The 20,941-nt window shown below is 61.7% G+C and carries 11 protein-coding genes and 2 pseudogenes; 4 read left to right on the top strand and 9 right to left on the bottom strand.

From position 1 onward, the window contains the following. Nucleotides 1–314 precede the first annotated feature (314 nt). Both ACZYR5_RS02400 and ACZYR5_RS02395 read left to right on the top strand, forming a co-directional pair. Nucleotides 315–680: a putative quinol monooxygenase gene (locus tag ACZYR5_RS02400; RefSeq protein ID WP_489088075.1), complete on the top strand. Its 366-nt coding sequence runs from the start codon at nucleotides 315–317 to the stop codon at nucleotides 678–680. Between the two features lie 9 nt (nucleotides 681–689). After that, nucleotides 690–953 (top strand): hypothetical protein, encoded by a 264-nt coding sequence (locus ACZYR5_RS02395; RefSeq protein WP_489088076.1) that lies wholly within the window; start codon nucleotides 690–692, stop codon nucleotides 951–953. Between the two features lie 9 nt (nucleotides 954–962). On the opposite strand, the gene ACZYR5_RS02390 is transcribed toward ACZYR5_RS02395, so the two are convergent. The 8 genes and pseudogenes from ACZYR5_RS02390 to ACZYR5_RS02355 form a co-directional block, all read right to left on the bottom strand. Continuing rightward, nucleotides 963–1,595, bottom strand: a complete 633-nt coding sequence (locus ACZYR5_RS02390) for a flavin reductase family protein (RefSeq protein ID WP_489088077.1) — start codon at nucleotides 1,593–1,595, stop codon at nucleotides 963–965. A 126-nt stretch (nucleotides 1,596–1,721) separates the two neighbouring features. Further along, nucleotides 1,722–2,093 carry a heme utilization protein gene (locus ACZYR5_RS02385; protein WP_489088078.1) on the bottom strand — a complete coding sequence of 124 codons (372 nt, stop codon included), beginning with the start codon at nucleotides 2,091–2,093 and terminating at the stop codon, nucleotides 1,722–1,724. Nucleotides 2,094–2,408: 315 nt separating this feature from the next. Beyond that, nucleotides 2,409–3,728 carry an MFS transporter gene (locus tag ACZYR5_RS02380; RefSeq protein WP_489088079.1) on the bottom strand — a complete coding sequence of 440 codons (1,320 nt, stop codon included), beginning with the start codon at nucleotides 3,726–3,728 and terminating at the stop codon, nucleotides 2,409–2,411. A 172-nt stretch (nucleotides 3,729–3,900) separates the two neighbouring features. After that, entirely contained in the window at nucleotides 3,901–5,229 is a 1,329-nt protein-coding gene (locus ACZYR5_RS02375) for a sigma-54-dependent transcriptional regulator (RefSeq protein ID WP_489088080.1), read from the bottom strand. Then, nucleotides 5,223–6,989, bottom strand: a complete 1,767-nt coding sequence (locus ACZYR5_RS02370) for a sensor histidine kinase (protein ID WP_489088081.1) — start codon at nucleotides 6,987–6,989, stop codon at nucleotides 5,223–5,225. The genes ACZYR5_RS02375 and ACZYR5_RS02370 overlap by 7 nt, the downstream gene beginning before the upstream one ends. An 87-nt stretch (nucleotides 6,990–7,076) precedes the next feature. Next, on the bottom strand, nucleotides 7,077–9,869 hold the full coding sequence (locus ACZYR5_RS02365; RefSeq protein ID WP_489088082.1) for an RHS repeat-associated core domain-containing protein: 2,793 nt from the start codon (nucleotides 9,867–9,869) through the stop codon (nucleotides 7,077–7,079). Continuing rightward, nucleotides 9,866–14,488: a SpvB/TcaC N-terminal domain-containing protein gene (locus ACZYR5_RS02360; RefSeq protein WP_489088083.1), complete on the bottom strand. Its 4,623-nt coding sequence runs from the start codon at nucleotides 14,486–14,488 to the stop codon at nucleotides 9,866–9,868. The genes ACZYR5_RS02365 and ACZYR5_RS02360 overlap by 4 nt, the downstream gene beginning before the upstream one ends. Then, nucleotides 14,485–15,003: pseudogene (locus tag ACZYR5_RS02355) on the bottom strand (Tc toxin subunit A-related protein); the annotation flags it as partial. The gene ACZYR5_RS02360 and the pseudogene ACZYR5_RS02355, both read right to left, overlap by 4 nt. 20 nt (nucleotides 15,004–15,023) lie before the next feature. Here ACZYR5_RS02355 and ACZYR5_RS02350 point away from each other — a divergent pair. Together ACZYR5_RS02350 and ACZYR5_RS02345 are read left to right on the top strand one after the other, a co-directional pair. Continuing rightward, entirely contained in the window at nucleotides 15,024–16,022 is a 999-nt protein-coding gene (locus ACZYR5_RS02350) for a hypothetical protein (protein WP_489088084.1), read from the top strand. A 9-nt stretch (nucleotides 16,023–16,031) separates the two neighbouring features. Then, nucleotides 16,032–19,379, top strand: a complete 3,348-nt coding sequence (locus tag ACZYR5_RS02345) for a neuraminidase-like domain-containing protein (RefSeq protein WP_489088085.1) — start codon at nucleotides 16,032–16,034, stop codon at nucleotides 19,377–19,379. A gap of 216 nt (nucleotides 19,380–19,595) precedes the next feature. On the opposite strand, the pseudogene ACZYR5_RS02340 reads toward ACZYR5_RS02345, so the two are convergent. Beyond that, a pseudogene (locus tag ACZYR5_RS02340) lies at nucleotides 19,596–20,903 on the bottom strand (Tc toxin subunit A); the annotation flags it as partial. Nucleotides 20,904–20,941: the final 38 nt, after the last annotated feature.

Below are 20,941 nucleotides of genomic sequence, written 5' to 3'. Positions count from 1 at the left end.
AGATGACAGGGGTATAGCTTAAATTTGTGCAAGATCGGGCGGTAGGCCGATCCTGTCGCAATCTTGCCTGATTCTGCTCATGCGCCGGTTTCTGCCCGAACGGCAGCCGCAACAGCCCCGTCAGGTTGCTTGAAACGCCGAAGGGTAATGCGTGCGGGACGGGACGGTTGATCGAGGTTTTTTGGTTGGCCACAGCAGGATTGTGCAACAAGCCGGCAGGAATCGACTAACGGAGCTTGAACGGCTCGCTTAACCTTGGATCCTGTCGCAGCTTCTCTCAGGCTGCTGCTTATACACCCCAGGGAGCGTCGAACATGTCCATGCAAATCCCCGTCAGCCATATGGCGTTTGTCCGAGCCCAAGCGGGTCGCTCCCTGGAGTTGGGCGCGCGCCTGAGCAGCCTGATCGAACCGTCGCGCCAGGCCAGGGGCTGCCTGCACTTTGCGTTACAGCAGTCGCTGTGTGATCCCGAACTGTGGTTGGTCTCCGGGTTCTGGGTCGATCAAGCGGCGATGAGCGCATATTTCGGTAGTCCGGCGATGGCGGTGTTCAGCGAACTGGTGCAGGAACTGGTGGTCAACCGCCTGGACTTTCACACCTTCAGCGACGTCTCGGCCGAGCAGGCCCGTGGCGGGTATTGCCTGGCCGATGCGCCAGCCATGCAGCAATGGGCCAGTTGACGGTTTAGAATGGCCGACTTTCCATTGGCCAGGATCCGCAACATGGCACGTAAAGAGTTTGCCCAGTTCGAAGCCGTTTCCGCCGCTGTGCGCGGTGACGCAGGTTATAGCGCCGCCATCGCCGTCAAGGCGCTCGGTGGCATGGGCGCCCCGCGATTCAACAAGGTCCTTGTCGACCAGACCTTCAAAACCGCCCTCGACGCCGACCTGGCAGCCGAGCAGCAGCTGACACTGTTGAAAGACGTCAGCGAAGACGGCGAGCTGGTCTGGTAAAGCCCGGGCTCAGGCCTTGGTTGCCCCCGGACGGAACATCTTGAACAGGGCCTCCGGGCCCAGCTGGAAATAATCCGCCGGACCGCCGCCGCGCAGAATCGGTTCTGCCGCGGCGGTGTCGTACACCCCATCCTTGAGCAGCCACTTGGCGATATGCACGGCGACGACTTCGCCGAGGATCAGCCAGCTCGGCACCACGTTGCCATCCGCCCGCTGCAACTGAATGATCTGCGTGACCTTGCACTCGAAGGACACCGGACTCTCGGCGACGCGCGGCACCTGAATGATTTTCGACGCCACCGGGGTCAGCCCGGCCAATTCGAATTCGTTGACGTCGGCGGGGACCATCGCGCAACTCTGGTTCATCTGCTCGGCGAGAGGGCGAGTGGCCAGGTTCCAGGCGAACTCACCGGTCTGCTCGATGTTGTTCAGGCTGTCTTTACGACCCACGCTGGAGAATCCGATGATCGGCGGGATGTAGTTGAACGCGTTGAAAAAGCTGTAGGGCGCCAGGTTCAACTGGCCCTGGGCATCCTGCGAGGAAATCCAGCCGATGGGACGCGGGCCGACGATGGCATTGAACGGGTCATGGGGCAGGCCGTGGCCCAGGGCAGGTTCGTAGAAATGAATGTCGTCAGGCATGGCGTCGGTTCCAGGAAGGGCGAGGGCTGCAATAGTGCCGCGCTAGAGCGGTGAATTCCAGCGTGATGGCTTGGCGCAAAAAGACTAAGCCCGGCCGAAGCCGGGCTGTGATGCCGCGATCAGGGTTCAGCTGATGGAAGCCGAACCGGTGCGATCGAAGCCGTCCTGGGCGACGGTGGCCGAGCCAGTGCGGTCGAAGCCATCTTCAGCGACGGTGGCCGAGCCAGTGCGGTCGAAGCCATCTTCAGCGACGGTGGCCGAGCCAGTGCGGTCGAAGCCATCTTCAGCGACGGTGGCCGAGCCAGTGCGGTCGAAACCATCTTCGGCAACGGTGGCCGAACCGGTGCGGTCGAAGCCGTCTGCGGCAACCGTGGCAGCGCCAGTGCGGTCATAACCATCAGCGGCGATAGCGGAACCGGTACGGTCAAAACCATCGGCAGCGAAGGTATTGGCGGCCAGTACGGAGAGGGTCAGGGCGAGGATCAGTTTGGTTTTCATGGTGTGTGCTCCAGGTTCGTTGACGTTTTGTGCGTGGGGTATGGAGTTCATACTACGCGGATGAATTTGATTAAAAAGCGCAAAAAACTGCATTTATCAATCGAATATATCGATGTTGTGCGCGTGGCAAATGTCAGCCGATGGGCACGACGTCGATAGGGATTCAGATGACAACAGAATGCCGAGGCGCAATTAACGGACGATTAATCGGCGCAAAACGTTTGGCAGGAGACGGTGCGAGAGGGGGGAGCAGCGACGGCGGTGTGTCGGGCACACCGCCGTGCAAGGTTCGCCGGCAGGCCGGCGAGGAGAGGCTTAGTCGGTTTCGATACGCGAGTGCTTGCGGGTGTCCTTCATGGTCACGTAGACCATCAACGACACGGCGATGCACGCGGTGACATACCAGTAGTAGCCGGTTTCCATGCCGATGCTCTTGAACCACAGGGCGATGTATTCAGCGGTGCCGCCGAACAGGGAAACGGTCAGTGCGTACGGCAGGCCGACACCCAGGGCGCGGATTTCGGTGGGGAACAGTTCGGCTTTGACCACGGCGTTGATCGAGGTGTAGCCGCTGACGATGATCAGCGCGGCCATGATCAGGAAGAACGCGCCCCACCAGGTCTGGATGGTGTGCAGGGTCATCAGGATCGGCACGGTGAACAGGGTGCCCAGGACACCGAAGGCGATCAGGATCGGACGACGGCCGATCTTGTCCGACAGGCCGCCGATGATTGGCTGCAGGCACATGAACAGGAACAGCGTGGCCGCCGAAATGGTGGTCGAATCGCTGATGCTCATGCCCACCGTGTTCACCAGGTACTTCTGCATGTAGGTGGTGTAGGTGTAGAACGCCAGGGTGCCACCCATGGTCAGGCCGACCACGGTCAGCAGTTCCTTGGGGTGACGCATCAAGGTGCGCATCGCGCTTTCCTTGGATTTTTCCTTCTTGGTGAACGACTCGGTCTCTTCCATGCCACGACGCAGGTAGAGCGCGACGACTGCACACAGCGCGCCGATGGCGAACGGGATACGCCAGCCCCAGGCATACAGCTGCTCGGTGGTCAGGAAGTTCTGCAGCAGGATCAACACGCCCAGCGCGATGAGCTGGCCGGAGATCAGGGTCACGTACTGGAAGCTGGAGAAGAAGCCGCGACGTTCCTTGGTCGCCATCTCGCTGAGGTAGGTGGCCGAGGTGCCATATTCGCCGCCGACCGACAGGCCTTGCAGCAGGCGCGCGAAGATCAGCAGGATCGGCGCGCCGATGCCGATGGTTTCATAGCCCGGGCTCAAGGCGATCAGCAGCGAGCCGAAGCACATCAGGTAGACCGAGGCCATCAGGGCCTTCTTGCGTCCGACCTTGTCGGCGTACAGGCCCATCAGCCAGCCACCGATCGGGCGCATCAGGAAGCCGACGGCGAAGATCGCCGCGGTGTTCATCAGCTGGGCGGTGGTCGAACCGGCAGGGAAGAAGGTTTTGGCGAAGTACAGGGAGAAGGCGGCGTAGACGTACCAGTCGTACCACTCGACCATGTTGCCCACCGATCCGCTGAAGATCGATTTGATGCGGCTGGCGGTGGTTCTGGGTTTGGCGGTCGCAGCAGTAGACCCAAGAGGCAGGGTTTGTGAGTTATCCATGAAGGATCCTTCATTTAATTGTTTTTGTGGAGCGCGCGGGAACGCAGTCTGCAAGGGCTATAGCAGGAGCTGTGCCAACTCGCAGAGGGCCGTTCTAGAGGGGGTTGGCGGATTCTCTGAGCGAAAATCCGCTTATTGCTGGCTCGGGCATGAGCGGAAATCCGCCGATCGATCAGCCGAGGAACATCTCGCGTGTCAGGCCGTGGCGCTGCATTTTTTCATTGAAGGTGCGCCGCGGCAGTTGCAGTTCTTCGAGCACCGCCTTGATATCGCCCCTGTGCCGGGTCAATGCCGCGCGCAGGCATTGGGCTTCGAATGCCTCCTGCTGGGCGGCGAGGGATTGGCCAGGCTCAACGTCACTTGGCTGTGGTTCATCCAGGCCAAGCACCTGGCGCTCGGCAACGTTGGCCAGTTCGCGCACGTTGCCCGGCCAGTCGTGGCTCAGCAGCCGGCTCAGTTGCGTCCCGCCCAGGGGCTCGACGCTGCGCCCCAGACGCAGCGCTGCGGCCTGGGCGAAGTGGGCGTAGAGCAGGGGGATGTCCTCGCGGCGCTCGCGCAACGGCGGCAAGCGCAATTGCGCAACGTTCAGACGGTACGCCAGGTCTTCGCGAAAGCGTCCGGCGCGGGCTTCCTCCAGCAGGTCGGGCTTGGTCGCAGCGATGATCCGCAAGTCCACGGCGATGCTCTGGTTGGCGCCCAGGCGTTCGAGTTTCTGCTCCTGGAGCACGCGCAGCAATTTCACCTGTTGCGCCAGCGGCATGCTCTCTATTTCGTCGAGGAACAGGGTGCCACCGTCGGCGTACTCGAGCTTGCCGATGCGCTTGCCCTGGGCGCCGGTGAAGGCGCCGCTTTCGTGGCCGAACAATTCAGCCTCGAACAGTTGCTCGGGAATCGCCGCGCAGTTCAGTGCCACGAAGGGTTTGTCGGCCCGTGGCCCGAAGTCGTGCAGGCAGCGCGCGACCAGCTCCTTGCCGCTGCCGGTCTCGCCGCGGATCAGCACGTTGACCGGCAGCGCGGCGAGGTCCAGCACTTGCCGGCGCAGGGTCTGCAAACCCTGGGAAACCCCCAGCAGGCTGGCCTCGAGTTTGTTGCGGTTGTCGGCCTGCTCATGCAGGGCGCGGTTTTCCAGGACCAGCCGGCGCTTGTCCAGCGCCCGGCGCAGGCTGTTGAGCAGGGTCTCGGGGCTGAAGGGCTTTTCGAGGAAGTCGTAGGCACCTTCGCGCATGGCCTCCACCGCCATCGGTACATCGCCGTGACCGGTCAACAGAATTACCGGCAGGTCGGCATCCTGCTGTTGCACCCTGGCCAGCAGCTCGAGGCCGCCGATACCCGGCATGCGCACATCGCTGAGGATCACCCCGGGGAAATCCGCCGGCAATTGCGCCAGGCATTCCTCGGCCCGGCTGAACAGTTGCACCGAAAACCCTGACAGGCTCAGCCACTGCTCGACCGCCTCGCGAATGCTGCGCTCGTCATCGACCACTATCACTGAGTTCAACATTGGATCTGGGTCTCCAGGTCGATGGGCAGCGTTACCGTGAAGCACGCGCCGTCGCCACGGTTCTCGGCGCTCAGGCGGCCGCCCAGTTCGTGGACGATGGCAAAGGAGACGGCCAGGCCCAATCCTAGTCCATCGCCTACCGGTTTGGTGGTGAAGAACGGGTCGAACACGTTTGGCAGGTCCAGCTCGCTGATGCCGCCGCCACTGTCGCTGACGGCCAGGCGCCACAGTTGCTGATCGGCCTTGAGCTCGATCTGCAGGCGCTTGAGCGGTTTGTCGCGCATGGCGTCGAGGGCGTTGCGCAGCAGGTTGATCAGCACCTGTTCCAGGCGAATGGCGTCACCGCGTACCCAGGCCGGTCGGCTCAGGTCGACCCGGCATTCGATCTGCTCATCACGCAGCCGCGCCTCCAGCAGCAACAGCGATTGATCGACCACCGCCGTCAGGTCCAGCGGTTCGCGCAGGCCACTGGGGCTCTTGCGGGCGAAGGTTTTCAGATGGCCGGTGAGGGCGGCCATGCGCGTGAGCATTTCGTCCAGCGGTTTCAGGGCCTTGTGCGCGTCGTCGACCCGGCCGTGATCGAGCAGCAGGCGCAGGGTCGCCAGTTGCATGCGTTGCGCGGTGAGCGGCTGGTTGATTTCATGGGCCAGGGCTGCCGACATCTGCCCCAGCGCCGCCAGCTTGGCCGACTGCACCAGGCCGTCCTGGGCAGTGCGCAAATCACGAGTGCGCTCCTCCACCAGCCGTTCAAGTTCTTCGCGGCTGCGCTGGCGCAATTTGGCCAGGCGCCAGCGCTGGCTGAGGAACAGCAACAGGAACACCAGGCTCAGCCACAGGCCGGCGGCGGCCAGCCCGGCATTGCGCAAGTCTTCGAAGGCCACCTGGGGCCGGCGCAGCAGGTGCAGGGTCCAGCCTTCGGAGCTTAGCGGCAGCGATTCCCACAGGTAGTGATTCGCCCCTTCAGGCCCATCGACACGAGCCAGGTAGCTGTTGTCGTCGAAGCGGCGGACCAACTCATGTTTGAGGGGGGTCAGTGTTTGCTTGTCGTATTGGCGGGTGGCCTTGAGCTCGGCGCGGTCGGTGTCCGACAGACTGGCCAGCAGACGATAGCGCCACCCGGGCTGGTTGGCGATGAACACAATGCCCCGGGCATCGCTGACCAGCAGGATGTCGCTGCCCTGGCGCCACTCGCGCTCGAGTTCGGGAAACTCCAGTTTCACCACCATGGCCCCGAGAAACTCGCCGTTGTCGCCCAGCACCGCGCTGGACAGGAAGTAGCCGGGGATGCCGCTGGTCACGCCTACCGCGTAGAAGCGCCCGGTGCCCTGGCTGCGGGTCTGGTTGAAGTAAGGGCGAAAGCCGTAGTTGTGACCGACGTAGCTGCTGGGCAGGCGCCAGTTGCTGGCAGCCACTGCCAGGCCGTTGCGGTCGAGCAGTTCGAGGGTCGAGGACTCTGCGGCCCCGTTGATTTTTTCCAGTTTCCGGTTCAGTGCGTCCTGCTGCTGCGGACTCACCGGACCGGTCAGCGCGGAACGCAGTTCCGGGTCCAGGGCCAGCACGGCCGGCAAGGCGCGGTAGCGTTCGATCAGGGTGTGCAATGAGTTGGCGTACAGCGCCAGTTGCTGATTGGCGCGCTCGGCATCGTCTTCCAGCGCCTGGCGCTCGGCATGACGCATGGCCAGGGTCGCGGCAAGGGCGGTGCCGGCGATGATCAGCACCACGTAGAACACCAGGCGTGCAGAGCGGGAAATTGAAATCATTGGGCAGGAAACAGGAAGGTCTGGGGGGCGCACGATAACATGCGGCCCCCGGACTCCTTGCAAATGCTGCGGTTGAATGTGTGTCAGTTAACGCAGTGATCTGTGCGCACGCGTCAATGTCTCACCATGGCTGACGATACGCGTCATGCGCTGCCCCGTATGGGAGACATACTGCAAGGGAATACTGAATGGGGTTGGTAAAAATGCAATGTGCGGATTGTCAGCCGCTTTGGTCAACTCCAGTCCCTGGGTGTTGATCTCGAAATAATGAGTCATTTTGTCCATGTAATTGCCATGTTTACGGATACCGAAAATGGCCTCCGATGTTTGTTTTTGCGATTGGGTCTCGGGCGCCAGGTCAGTGAAGTAATGCCGACCGATTTTCTTATCGGTGGTCCCATCCAGTTCTTTGGACGAAGGATTGAGCATCCAATTACTCCTGATCGCGGCATGTCCTTTCCCAGTGGTGTAGTGAAAGTAAATATTGCTCGCCTGCACAGGCGTTGTAAGGTCGCTTTTTTCCCCGGTAAACGCTTCTGTTGGCAAGCGTTTCTGACGCCCTCCCGTGGCAATCTCACGGGGAAATGCTGTCGCTGACGAAGACGATGCCAGCGATGCAACCGGCCTTGATCTGCCCGGTTGCGAAACAGGCATTGGGCTTCGTCGGTCTGCGGACTGGGACGGACGCGGATTGTCGTAGGGCCGGAAGCTGGACGACGTTGACGGTTTGTCCTGCGACTGTCGTGAAGGGTGGGCCGAGGAGGGTGGGCTCTCACCGAACAGCAGATCCATCTTGTCGCGTAGCCGGACCTTACGCCGCCGATCAGAATCCTGGTCTTTCCTTCGTTTGAGGCTGGGTAGCGTTCTATCTTCCGAGTCGGACGCCAACCCCATCCAGTCTCTGAACTTCACCGGGTTGTTGCGCACCATGCAGTATAAATTCAGGCCATCTACGCTGCCTGCCGGATCCGGATTTATCCAGCGCCCCAGCCACGGTGCGTAATAGCGGTAGCCGTAGTCATACAGCCCCGTGGCATCACGCTCCTTGCCCGAGTAGCGAAGTATCCGGTAATCGGCCTCGATCTTCGAGCGACCCGCCCACCAGGCCGTACCGCCATATGGGTAGTAACCTTCGTGACTGAGGACGGCGGCCCGCTGATCCAGTTCCAGGCAGCTGGAGCCCAGATGATCGTCGACGCTGTAGCGCAGTTGGTCATTGGCGATACCGTCCGGTGGTCCCTTGACCCAATGCAGGCACTGCACGCTGCCGCGGGGCAGTTGAGCGTGAATGACCTGCAGCACTTCACGCTTATCGACGCTGCGCACCTGCAGGTCAGGCAGGTAGTGGACAATCTGTTGATGGGTCAGCGCTTGCGCCAGGCGCGTACTGAGCTTGACCACCCGCTGGCCGGCAGCGCTGTAGCGATACCATTCGCCATCGTTGATTCCGTTCGAGCGCTGGACGTTGATGATGCCCTGCAACTGATTGCGTGCATCCCAGGTCATGGCTTGGGCACCGGGTACCAGGCACTGCAGGTTGCCGTTCGAGTCGAAGTGGCGGCTGAAGTCCGGCGCGTCTGCTCCTTCATTCCATGGCAAGGCCCGGTTGCTCTGTGGATCGACGTAGAGCCGACGATGGAATGGGTTCCTGGTGCTTTCATGGCGCAACAGGGTCCGGTTGCCACCGGCGTCGTATTGGTAGCGTTCGCTGTAGTTGAGCAAGCTTGCGGGGTCGATGGGGCTGGGGATGTTCAGTTCCGGTAAACCTGGAGTCAGGCCCGCCCCGGCCGTTTCCCGCCCCTCAGCGCCCGTCAATTGGTAGAGGCTGTCGTAGGTGTAGGTGTTTTCGGCAGCGACCCGCTGATTGTCGAAATAGCTGTCCGCTTGTGTGTGATCCACCTGTCGGAGGATATTTCCGACCGGGTCGTACTGGTAGCTCATCTCCTGCAGGTTCCGACGGGCCGAGGTGCTCGTGGTCAAGCGTTCCAGCCGGCCGTCTGCGACCTGGTAAATGGCAATGCTGATGACGTCATTGCCGGTGACTTGCCGGCGCAATTGTCCGGCGGCGCTGTAGTCAGCGGCTTTGAGCAACGGTTGCGGAGCCTGGCCCTTGAGCGTCAGGTCGATGCGTTGCAGCTGTCCGGCGCAATTGAAAGCGAACTGCTGTCGATGACCGCCGGCATCAATCTGCTCCAGTACTTCTCCCGCCGGGCTATGTCGGGATTCGCTGGTATAGCCGTCGCCGGGCTGGAGCAGCGAGTCGCGAGCGGCCTCGATCGCCGGCCAGTCGGCTGACAGGTGCGACTGATCCGGGAGGAAACGCCGGGTCTGGCGGATCAACTCGCCAGTCAGTGCGACCTGCTTGAGCCAAAGCGTGCCTGCCGGGTCGTCATGACGGACCAGGCTCCCGCACTGGTTACGCTCGGCGAACCCGAGCGAGCTGTCGGCGTAGGTCAGGCGTTCGACGGTGCGCCAGTCCCTACCCGACATGCGCTCGTGGATCGCAATGGGGCGGCGCAGTTCGTCGTACTGGTTTTGCCAATGACTGCCTCGACCATCCCAGTGTTCGAGTACTTCGCCGCTTTCCCCGGCCAGACTCAGGCGCCATCCGGCGTCGACGCTGTCAGTCAACAGCGCCGCGCCCGAGTGACTATAAAGTGCAACCTGATTAGGCCGGCTGGCTGTGGAAAAAAACCGTGGATCGCGTTGAGCGACCAGGCGTCCGGCGGCGTCGTGTTGCGCAGTGGAGATCCGCGATGCCGGGTGCGCGGTCTGCTCTGCATTGAGGTAGGCGACTTGGCGTACCGCCAGGCCGCGTCCGTCGATGGCACTAAGCGCGGGCGTATGGCGATGAAGGTTGGCGTTCGATGTCTCGTTCATAGTGACCTCCGTTTAACCGGTGGCGGATCAAACAAGTCGTTTTCATCGAAGCTGATCCTGTACCAGCAACGGTAACGCTGCTCGCGGCGTAACGGTTTGAGTTGCGAGTCCGGACCTTGTGCCATTCGTTTTGCCAGCACGGTGTGGGTGGGCCGGCCGGCGGCATCGTAGAACTGCTGGTCGTGATAAGCGGATTGGCGAGTGGCCGCATCGTTGATGTAGCGATAGGCGCTGGCAAAGTACGGCCGATAGGTGCGTACTGTCTCGCCCTTGTTGTTGTACTCGACCCGTTCACTGACACGCCAGCGCCGGGGCGCGTGGGCTTCACGGGGGCGGCCGTTTTCGTCGAGCTCCAGTTCGCCCTTGTCGTTCACCACCCAGGCCAGGCCAGGTTCGACCTCCTGCTTGGTTTGCAGAGCGCGACCGAAGCCATCCTGGCAGGCGATGCTCGCCCGGATCTGCAATTGCGGATCGCCGGGGTAGCGGTCGGCCTGCAAGGTCGCGACATGGACAGGCTCGCGTTGCGACTCATCGATGTAACGCTGCAGTTGCTGTTCGTTCGCCCCAGGATTCTCCAGGCCTTCAAGGTACCAGCGGGCGCGACTGCGTAGATGGCCGTCGGGCAATACCAGGCCTTCGCTGGCGGCCCAGGTCAGCCAGGGTGCGGGAGCGTTTGCCGGCACCTTGCCCATCCAGCTGAAGGGGGCGGAAAACGTCGCCGTGGCGTAGTTGCCGAGGGCTTTGTGCTTGTCGGCGAGTGCGTTCGCCGGGGTGCGATCCGCCGGTAACTGGTAATCGCGCAGCGAATCGAACCCCACGTCGGCCCCCAGCTCCGTCCCGTAGAAGCTGCTCACCAACACTTCCCCGAACGCGTTGTAGCGAGCCTCCTGGGTATTGCGATTGGGGTCCTCCAGCGCGGCCGGCAGGAACGAGCGATAGTCGAGGTCGCGGATGCGCGTGGTGCAGCCGTCCGGCAAGGTGACCGCGGTGCACAGGCAGGCGTATTCGTCGTACGCGACCGTGGTGATGCCGTGGCTTCTGGTCTGCTGGAATTTCTCGACGCTATGAAAGCCTGCCAGGCCCCGGTAAGTGGGAAAGCCTTTACGCACGGACCACAGGTAATCCCTGGCGTCGCTCGAGTCTTGGGTTGCAGCCGCAGGTGTCTGCGGCAGAAACGGCGCCATGATGTGGTAACCGACTTCCGGCGATTGCAGTTTCTCCTTGAGGTTGAACGGCATCTCGCCGTTGTCGTCGCGGAGTTTGTCGTAGGCGCTCAGGGCGCTGGCATCCAGTTCGGCGGTTTCGCTGTAGTCGGGCAGGGCGTTGAAGGTCAGTTGGTCCGGGTCGAGCAACTGGCCGGTGGCCGGGTCCTGATAGCGTTGCAACGACAACCCGCTCAGCACCATTTTGGCCGCCCAGTCGCCCTGATCGCTGGCCCGCTCAAGCAACTGTTCATGGTGGATGTCGCCCGCCTTGAGCTCGGCCTTTTGCAGCACCAGCGCGTTGCCACGCTGACGATAGGGCAGGCCCAGACGCCAGCCCTCGGGGTTTTCCAGGTGGCGATATTCGGCTTTTGCTTCGCTCAGGTACCAGCATTGCTGGGCATCGTCGTGGGCGTCCAGCCACCAGCGGTTTTCGTGCTCGGCATCGCTGCCATCGCCGGGCTGATCGACGGCGAAGGGGGGGGTGTCGCTGACGGTTTTGCGCCGGGCGTAGTGCACGACAAAACCATGGGTCAATTTGCCGAACTTGTCCCACCGCAGGTTGAGGCTGTGTTGGATCAACGGGTCATCCGCCACCTCGGGTTCGTATTGGTAGGCGATGCTTTCCAGGGACAGCGGCTGCAACACGGCGTAGGGCTGATGTTGACCTTTGGCGCGCAACTGGCGAATGGCGAAGCGGTTTTCGTGCACGCTGTAGGGCACGGCCGTGGCTGGATCATCGTCAGCGGCAAACACCTCGCTGCGCAACACCGAGCCACTGAGGCTGCGGGCCATCTCGCGGGCGAGTTCCGGGTCGGGCTCGATCACTCGTCCCGCGGCGTCACCGAGTGGATAGTCGTGCAGGAGTGGCGGACGCCGGTCGACGGCATGGGCGTCCCGCCGGTAGTAGCCAGCGTCACGCATGTCCAGGGTCTTGCCGGTGTGGAACCAGGTTTTACTGAGGATCGGCGCGGTGAAACCAGGACTTGAGCGTTGCACTGGCGTAGCCTCGGTGTCGGTTTGCAGCAACAGGCCGAAGCCGCGGAACTCGCGCTCGATACGGTCGTAGAAGCCCTGGCGGTAGGTGAACGACTGGGTCAGGCGGTTGCCGGTGATTTCATCCAGTTGGCTTTGCTGGCTGACCAGGTGCATGGCGAACGGCAGGTCGCACGCCGCGACAGTACCGGCGGCGTTCAGCTCGGCCTTCTCGTCGAGCCATTCCTGGGCCGAGCTGCGAAAGCTCACGGCGGAGGCGCTGCCCATATTGTTGTTGGTGGCGTTGACCAGGTAGGGTTTGGCGCTGACGAAATCGTAGCGCCAGTGCACCGGCTGCAGGTGTGGCACGCTGAGGATCAGGCTGGAGCAACCCAGGCCTTGCAGGTCGGCGACGCTGACCTGGCACAGGCGGTCGTAACGCACATCCTGCGGCCATGGCATTTTTACCGAGGGCGCGCTGAACCCGGTACCGCCCTGATTCATGAACACCTGGAAACCGTCGGCCTCGAGGTAGATGAGGTCGACGGCGCCGGAGCCGTCGAGGTCCGCCAGGCGTATCCGTGAGGCATCGAATTCGCCTTCGTCGAACGGCAGCGGGCAGAGTACAAAACCCTTGGCAAATCGGCCGTGGCCCAGGTTCGGCCAACATTCGAGCTGATTGTGGCGAATCCGGATCAAGTGCTGCGTACCACTGCCCATTGGGTCGCTGAACGCCACCAACTCGCGCTGGTCATTGCTCGGCAGTGGCAGCGCATCATCAGCGTGAGCGACGTCGGCTCCCTGGCTGAAGCCGCTTGCACGGCGATTGGCATACAGTCGCACGCTGCGCGGGCCGATCAGGGCCAGGTCGCTCAGGCCACTTCCCAGCAGATCCGCCAATTGCGCCTTGGGATGGAAAAACTCGCTGGGAAACGCCGCGTGGCTGACGAAGTTTGACCAGCTGCGGTCCGGGTTGAGGGTAAAGGAGCCGTTCAGGCCGGGCTGAGCGATGAGCCACTGGAGTTTGCCATCGCCGGACAGGTCGATCAGCGACTGACGAATCGGTTTGCGGCTGTCGGTCACCGGCGTGCCGGGTAACAGCGCCCATTCGCCATACCTGACCTCGTCACCACCACACTCGGCGCGCAGCGGTTCGCGGTAGTACCAGGCCTTGTCGCTGGTGAACAGGACACCGGGCATGCCTTCGCCATACAGATCCACCAGTTGATAGCGCTGACCGTCATTGAGCGCCGGCAGTTGCGCAAACTCGCGGTAGGCCTGACGTTTCGGGTCGAGTTTGAAGGGGCTGTAGTGGAACTCCATGGGCGGCCGACTTTCAGTCTGGCCCTGGTTGTCATAAGCCTGCAGATGCGCGGCCGTCAGCTGGGTGTAGCCCTGAGCAGTCTGGCGATGTTCGAGCAGCAGGCGCTGCACCAGCACCGGCTCGCTGCCCAGCGCTTCAGGGAACTGATGAAACATCAGGACCTGGCGGCACAGGCGTCGGCAACCCAGTTCAAAGCCGAAGGCGAAGTTCCAGAAGGCATCCTCGCGCGGCGCGCCCCAGTCACCGCGTTCGATACCCGGCAAATCGTAGATCGGCACTTGCGTCAGCTCGGCGCTGCGTTCGCCGTAATCGAACAGCAGGTGGAAATGCCAGGCCACGTCTTTCCAGCCATCGGCTTTCCAGGCGTACAGGTTGGCGCTGGCCTGGGCATTGCCGTACAGCACCCGACGCAGATAGCGCTGGCTGCGGTAGTCACGGTACTGCGGGGCGACCGGCGCCTCGACTTCGGGCTGGTACAGATACACCACATGTTCGCCGCGCAGGTTCAGGCTTTCATCGAGCAGCCACGCGGCAACGTGGGACGGGTCGTTGGCATCGGCCCGGCGTGACGCCGCGGTTTTACCGTAGCAATGCAGGCTGCCGTCGGCGCCGTGGATCAGCCAGAATCCGGCCGGGTTGTCGGTGTCCGCGAGCTGGGTCCAGTGTTCGATCAGGTCGAATGCGCCTTCGACCCGCGGCCAATAGCGTATGACCTGGTGCCCAGGCAACGGCACACCGTTGTACTCATGCGCGGTTCGGACGACGAGGCTGCCGTCATCCTGTTTTTCGGGCATCCACACGTCACCGCCGGGGCCGAGCACTTGATCGTCGCCATCGTATTTCGGTACGCCCTTGTGGGTGCGCAGGGTGATCGCGTTGCTGGTCAGGCGCCAGCCGATGCCGAACGGGCTGTTGCCGACATCGCTGCTGTAACCCAGGCCCAGGGCCGGCACCAGATCGCGATTGGGCGCCTTGCTGATCGGCAATGGCAGGTCGAGTGCCGCGGCACCCGTGGTGCCCACCCCGCTCCAGCCCTTGCCGATACTCTGGATGGCGCCGCCACCCTTGGGCATGGCGGGCGCATTGATGGTCAGCGTCGATTGCGCTTGGTCACTCATTGCACACCTCCGCCGGAGCGGGCGGTGTAGCAGACATGGAGAATGATGTCGGTCAGCGACTCAAGCGTGGCTTTCTGCGCGGCGAGGTTGGGGAATTGCAAGGTCCAGCGCGAGATCGCCCCGGTGTATTCGAACGGTAGATAACGCTCGTCCTGGAAGTTGAGCTGGAACAGACCGTTGTCATCGACGCCATGGGACAGCGCCACCTGCTGACTGACTCGCAGGTTTTCCTTCGCGGTACCCACAGCCGGGAGCATCTCGACTTTGCTGTAGCGCTGGCTCAGGACCGCACGGATATCTTCATAAGGGCCGAGGGTGACCGGCAACGACACGCTGATGGTTTTGATGCGCCGCAGGTAGTGGTTCTGTCCGCTGTAGTCGTCGTCGAACATCTTCGCGGTCAGTTCGAACTCGCAGGTGCCGTTGCTCGTCAGCGCCAGCAGGATTTGCTCCCAGGGCTTGTTGACCTTGGACGTGGGGTCCTTGGCCAGGAGGTGCTTGAGCGACACGGTTTGGCCGGTTGCGCGAGGATGCGTTGCGCAGCGTCGTCACCGAGCAGGAAGTCCTGGCATTGGGCCTGCCCGCCCGGACTGAGGCGACCAAGCCCGTGAAAATCGACTGGTTCGAACGGCTGCGCAATTACTCGTTGCTCGATGACGATGGGTTGCTGCCAGGGCTCGACCGGCCACTGACCCTGATCGACGCGCCACAGACCTGGCTCAAGGCGGACATCGACCTGTTGATCAAGCCACTGCTGTTGGCGCCCGAGGTCAAGGAGACCTGCGCGCATAAGCTGCTCGAACTGCTACTGAATGCCTGGGACCGACAGCGCCAGTTGCTTGAAGCACTGTTTCAGGAAACCGGCAAATTACCCGCTGACCGCACCCTGGCCGTTATCCATTGGGCCCACTCCTCGGTCTACAGCCTGCTGGTGGACGCCTGCGCAGCGCCCGGCGAATCGGGCCTGGCCGAGCAGTTCGAGCGCGTATCACGGCACGCCGAAATCGTCCTGCAACTGCGCCTGAGTGACAACGCACTGCGCCTGTTCGGCATTAATCCAGGCTGGCTGGGCGGCAACGAGTATCCGGGTAGCAGCAGCGAGCCTGCGCTGTGCGATCTCTATCTGTTCGAACGCTACAGCCACTGGCTGCACGGCCAGCGTCACTCGGAAGATGCCTTGCTGAGCTACTTCACCCTGGCCAATCCGGGCTCGGTCAGCCTCAAGAACAAATCCCTGCGCCTGGCGGCCGCCAACACTGCCAACCATGCATTGGCGCGGTTACTCGACTGGCCGCAAAAGGAAGTCGCGGCGCTCACCGACCTCTTGCCGAAAAAATGCGCCAGCTCAATGGCCCAGGTCGATTGGGTGCGTCGCTGCCAGCAGGCGTGCCTGGCCAGTGGCCTCGACGCTCGGACCCTGCTGCAGGCCAGCGCGCTGCATGCCAGGAGCAGCCTGGATGACTGGCAGGCCGTCGGCGACGCGGTCATGGCCACCCACAACACCGCAGCCCACCCATCGCTGGCCAATGATTAAGGAACGATCATGACGACTGATATCGACGCAACCCTCAACGAATCCCTGCGTGACGCAATGCTCGCGATGTACCTGCACGACGGCGTGAACAACGATCCGTACCTGATCGAACAGGGCCTGGCGGACCGCATCAAGACCCCGGACGATCTCTACGAGTTCTGGCTGCTGGATGTGCTGGTCACCCAGAACGTCCCCACCAGCCCGGTGGCCTGCGCCATTGCCAGCCTGCAACAACTGATCAACAGCATGATGCTGAACATGGAACCTGGCTACGCTGACCACAGCCTGAGCCCCGCGCAGGTGAACGCCTGGCGCAACGGGATGAATCGCTACCCAACCTGGGCCGCGCTCCAGCAGTTGCACCACTTCCCCGACATCTACCTCGACCCGACCCTGCGCCTGAGCAAGACCAGCAGTTTCGAGCAACTGGAAAACGACCTCAACCAGACGCAGATCCAGCCACAGACCGTGCAGGCCGCCGTGCTGGCGTACCTGGCCCGATTCGAGGAAGTGGCCAATCTGAAACTGTGCAATGGCTACATCGATGGCGAGGATTTCGCCAACAGTTGCTACTACTTCATTGCCCGCTCACCCGCCGAAAACGCCTTCTACTGGCGCGTGCTGGACATGGCTCAACGGCCGCAGATAACGCCTGCTGCAGGGCCCGGCGAGATCGCCCCCAAGTACGACAAGCCACTGCCCAGCGCCTGGTCCGACTGGCAACGGGCCAATGTGCCCATCTCGGAAAAAGCCCTCGAACACACCATCCGTCCCTGCTGGTTCAACAATCGGCTGTTCGTGGTCTGGGCCGAACTTGACTATCAGGATCCCGATGCCATCTCGCCGGGGGCCGATACGCAGAACTCGGTCAAGGCGCACCCGTTGTTCCGCCTGTATGGCAGTTACAAAAAATACGATGACAGCTGGAGCACGCCACGGGTCTACATCGAGAACTATTGCCTGACCCCCAGCCTGATCGACAGAACGCCAGAAGAGATTGCCCGGCAAACGCAGACGATCGCCGTGTATGACCACTCGACCTCGCCAGAGTCGATGTTCATCGCCCTGTATTCACACTATCAGCCGGACCCGACAGACCCCACAGGCGGCAGCGACCATTACGACTTCCTCAGAACCGTGCGCATCGACAAGAACTTCAACGTGACCTCGTTGTTTCCGGCCTCCGGAGTGGTACCCGAGGTCACGCAGAACCACCGCACAACCGCGTTGCAGGACGATGCAAAGACCCGCGCGCATGTGCTGTTGATCGGCAATATTTTTGCCAACGCCAGCCGCAACGCCAGGCGCTTGCAGTACTGGCTGCCCTCTGGCACGCCGATTTTTGGTGATGTGGAGCCGGCCACGCCCGATAAGGACGAAACCACCTGGAACTTCAACGGCTGGCAGCAACGAATCAGGCACAGCGCGAAAAACGTCGATCTGGTCTACGACCGCAGCCGCTCCAACATTGAGCTGAGCGTGCGCCTGGATGAAGGGTTCAGCGACGAAAAAACCATCACCTTGTCCATCTTCGACAGAAGCACGCCCACCCTCGAACTGTTCCAGTTGACGTTGGTGTTCAGTGAGTCCAGCTATCACGGCGAACGTTACACCCTGAGTCCTGGCTCAACGATCACCGCCAGCAATACCGAGTGGCTGGACCAGGCCAACGCCCAGTACTCCTTCACCACCAGCATGGGCTGGAAAAACCTGATCCTGGACAATGTCGGCGCTGGCGACAAGTTCTCGTTGCCCCGCACCAAAAAAGGCGAGTCCGCTTCGCTTGCGGGTAAACGCCTGTACAAACGCATGCTGGAAGAGCTCATCAACTCGCCCATCAACTACCTGACAGAGTGCCGTCGCTACACCAACAGCACCGACAAGTTGTACCTGCACCCAAAGGTCCAGCACGAGAGCTTCGGCCCGTACTTTTACCAGCTCTTCGTCGCCCACCCACTGGATGTCACATCCGCCACGCACCCGACTTCATTCAGTGAGATGCGCACCCTGCACAGGTCGCCCATCCTCAGCAGCCTGGCGCGCGATGCCACGCTGAGCTACGCCTTCTCGATCGATCAGACCACCCACCGGCCCGAAGGCTGGCCGGTCGACTGGCCCGAAGACCCGGCTGATCTCAGCATCCCGCTGATTTACGGCGTGCTGGTCTACGAACAGCATTTGAACATCCACACCCTGAAAGGTGGCGCGCTGAACGCATTGAAGGTCGGCTGGGGTGAAACGCTGCAATCGACACCCTTGATCTCCCCCAGCCTCAATAGCCTCAGCGACCCTGCCGTGGGCGACAGCCCTTCGCTGGGCAAGGCGCAGTTCATCGACTTCAGCGGCTCCAGCATCGAGGCCAACGAGGCCCCGGACAGTGTGGAAAAACGCGCGCCGATCCGGATGAACACAACCTTTGCCAGGCATCTGATCGAGCGTGCCGAAACCGGTATGCACTCCTTGTTGAGCTGGGATACCCAGCACATGAAAGAGCCGCCCATTACCGATGAATCAGGGGCCCAGGCCATGGATTTCTCGGGGGCGTACTCGCCGTACTTTGTCGAGCTGTTCCTGTACTTGCCCTGGCTGGTAGCTCACCGGCTCAACCAGGAGCAACAGTACGAAGAGGCGCCCGCTGGCCAGGGCGGTCTTGAAGCGAGTGCCCCCCAGCAGCTTGGCCAGCGTCAACAGATCGGCCACCGACAGACCGAACAAGCGGGCGATGCGTGCCTGGCGGAACAGGGACGAAACGGTGGGCAGGTCGCGCTTGAGTACGGGCACCACCTTTTGCGTCTCTGCGCCAATCAACAGCAGCGAATCTTCAGTCGGTTGCAAGCCCAGGCCGGCGCACAATTGCAGCAGCGTCTTCTCGTCGGCCGGGGTTGGGCTGCTCAGTTTCAACTCGGTCTGATCGAGGATCAGCGGCGTGTCGAACAGCTGTACCCGGTTGAACACCTGGTCGAACAACGGGACTTCGTCCTTGCCGCTGGCATAGGGCGTGAGGTCGTGCAGCAGCGCGGCGAACTCCTGCGGGTCGATGCCATGGCGTTGGTTGAGGTAGCGATAGACGCCGAGCACTCGCAGGGTGTTTTCGTTGAGCTCCATGCCCAGGTTGGCCTCGCCCTCGGCGCGGATCGCGCTGGTGATCAGGGTGTCCAGTTTGGCGAAGGGGATGCCCGTCCAGCGCTGCAGGCGAATCATCCGTTGCAGGCGATCGAAGCGATTGAGCGAGGTCTTGGTCAGGCGCGAGGTTTTCGAATCGCCCATTTCGACTTGCACCAGGTCCATGGCGTTGTCGAATTTGTCGCGCAGGATCGAAGTGGCTGTGGGCGGGGAAACGCTGTCGTACAGACCTGAGCCGGTGCCGTTGACGTAGCAGGCGCCATAGTGATTGGCATGGGGGAAGGGCACGGCGTTGCCGACACCTGCACTTTGCAGGTTTTTACTCGGGCAATTGGGCGACAGGCGCACGGCGTACGAACGTCGTGCCAGGAGCATTTCGACTTGCTCGGCCTTCAGGCCGGTGCGTTGCATGAAGGTGTTGAGGTCGGCCAGGGCGTTTTCTTCGGCGTCTGTGATACCCAGGCCATAGGCTCGGCTGAAGTAGTCTTGTTCTTCGTTCGTGGGCTGATAGTGCCTGTCCAGCGTCAGGGTGAAGCGCCTTTTCAGCAGCCTGAGTGGGGCTGCAACGGAACCGGTAACCAGGTGCAGATCGAAACTGACGCAACGGCCTTCGGACACAGGCTCGGGAAGTGCCGTTTCACTGATGAACCGTGAACAAATGGTGGCTGCCGAGTGGCTATGAAGGCCATTCAAGTAATAGGTGCTGGTGTTGGTAGGGGCGCCGGAGTTCAGTTTGAGTTTTACTGCAGTGGTGGCATTGTCCCCGGGCTTTCTAAAGGTAAAAGTGGCCAGGTTCGAACCCGTATTCACTGCACGCAAGGTGTTTGCCGCCGGATTGGCAACGCCGATATCCTGTTGTCCTGCAGGTAGCAAATACCCGGTGGTGATTGGCGCGTGAGGGCTCAGTTGACTGCTGCCCGGATGTTGCCAACCAACTTTCAAGTCAGCCAACTGTTCGCGGGTCAAATAGAAGTCGCTGAATGGCGAGGGTGTGATCAACAAGTCCTGTTGTTGCGGGCTTAGTCCCGTCAACCAGCGTTGCGCCTGCAAGGCGGGCTGTTGTATGACCCCGTAATCGTTGTTGGAGTATTGGCCAATGGGCAGGCGCTGACTGATCCGATAATTGAGTTCTCCCAGTTTCGGTTTGTGGGAGTCGAGCCCCAACTGGCACTGCTGATGATAGAAGTTGTAGGGCAAGTCAAAGGGATATCGCCGCTCGGTCAAGACTTGATAGATGGACTTGGTTTTATCTGCCGGTACTCCATTCAAGTAAGTCTTCAAGTTTCGCGTTAGCACGTCATTGACGATTTCCAGCATCGGGCGCGGGGTCTGGGTACTTTCCTGGGTAATCAGCAAGTGCTGCAGATCCGGGCGTCGCTGGTCCAGCAAGATGCGCTTGGGGTCTGTGCTGATGCTTTCCAGTTCTCGGATGAATCCCCGCAGCTCGCTGAGGTAGGCCACCGGCGAATCAACCGCAGCCAGGGCCCCGACCTTGCAGAACTCATCCCAGTTTTCCTTGAACAGATTGGCAAATGTCGGCCCCAGTTGCGTCAGTGAGCGAACCCCACTGCGCTGGGCCAGGTGCTGGACATTCCCGGAAGAGGTTTTGTGCTCGCGATACAGACGTGCAATCAGCGCGGCATAGCCCATGGCATTGTCGTAGGCCAGGTCGGCGCTGGCGTCGCTGAAGGCTCGAAGCTGTTGCGCAAACTCGGACCTGGGCATGCGCACGATGTCGAAGACCGAGGTGAACCCCATGTTCTGCATGGCGTGCGCGAAAGAGTTCTGGTCTTTCT

This window comes from Pseudomonas sp. F007 (genome assembly GCF_057814275.1).
The sequence above is the reverse complement of the archived record's forward strand: the minus strand, read 5'-3'. Positions and strand labels throughout refer to the sequence as shown.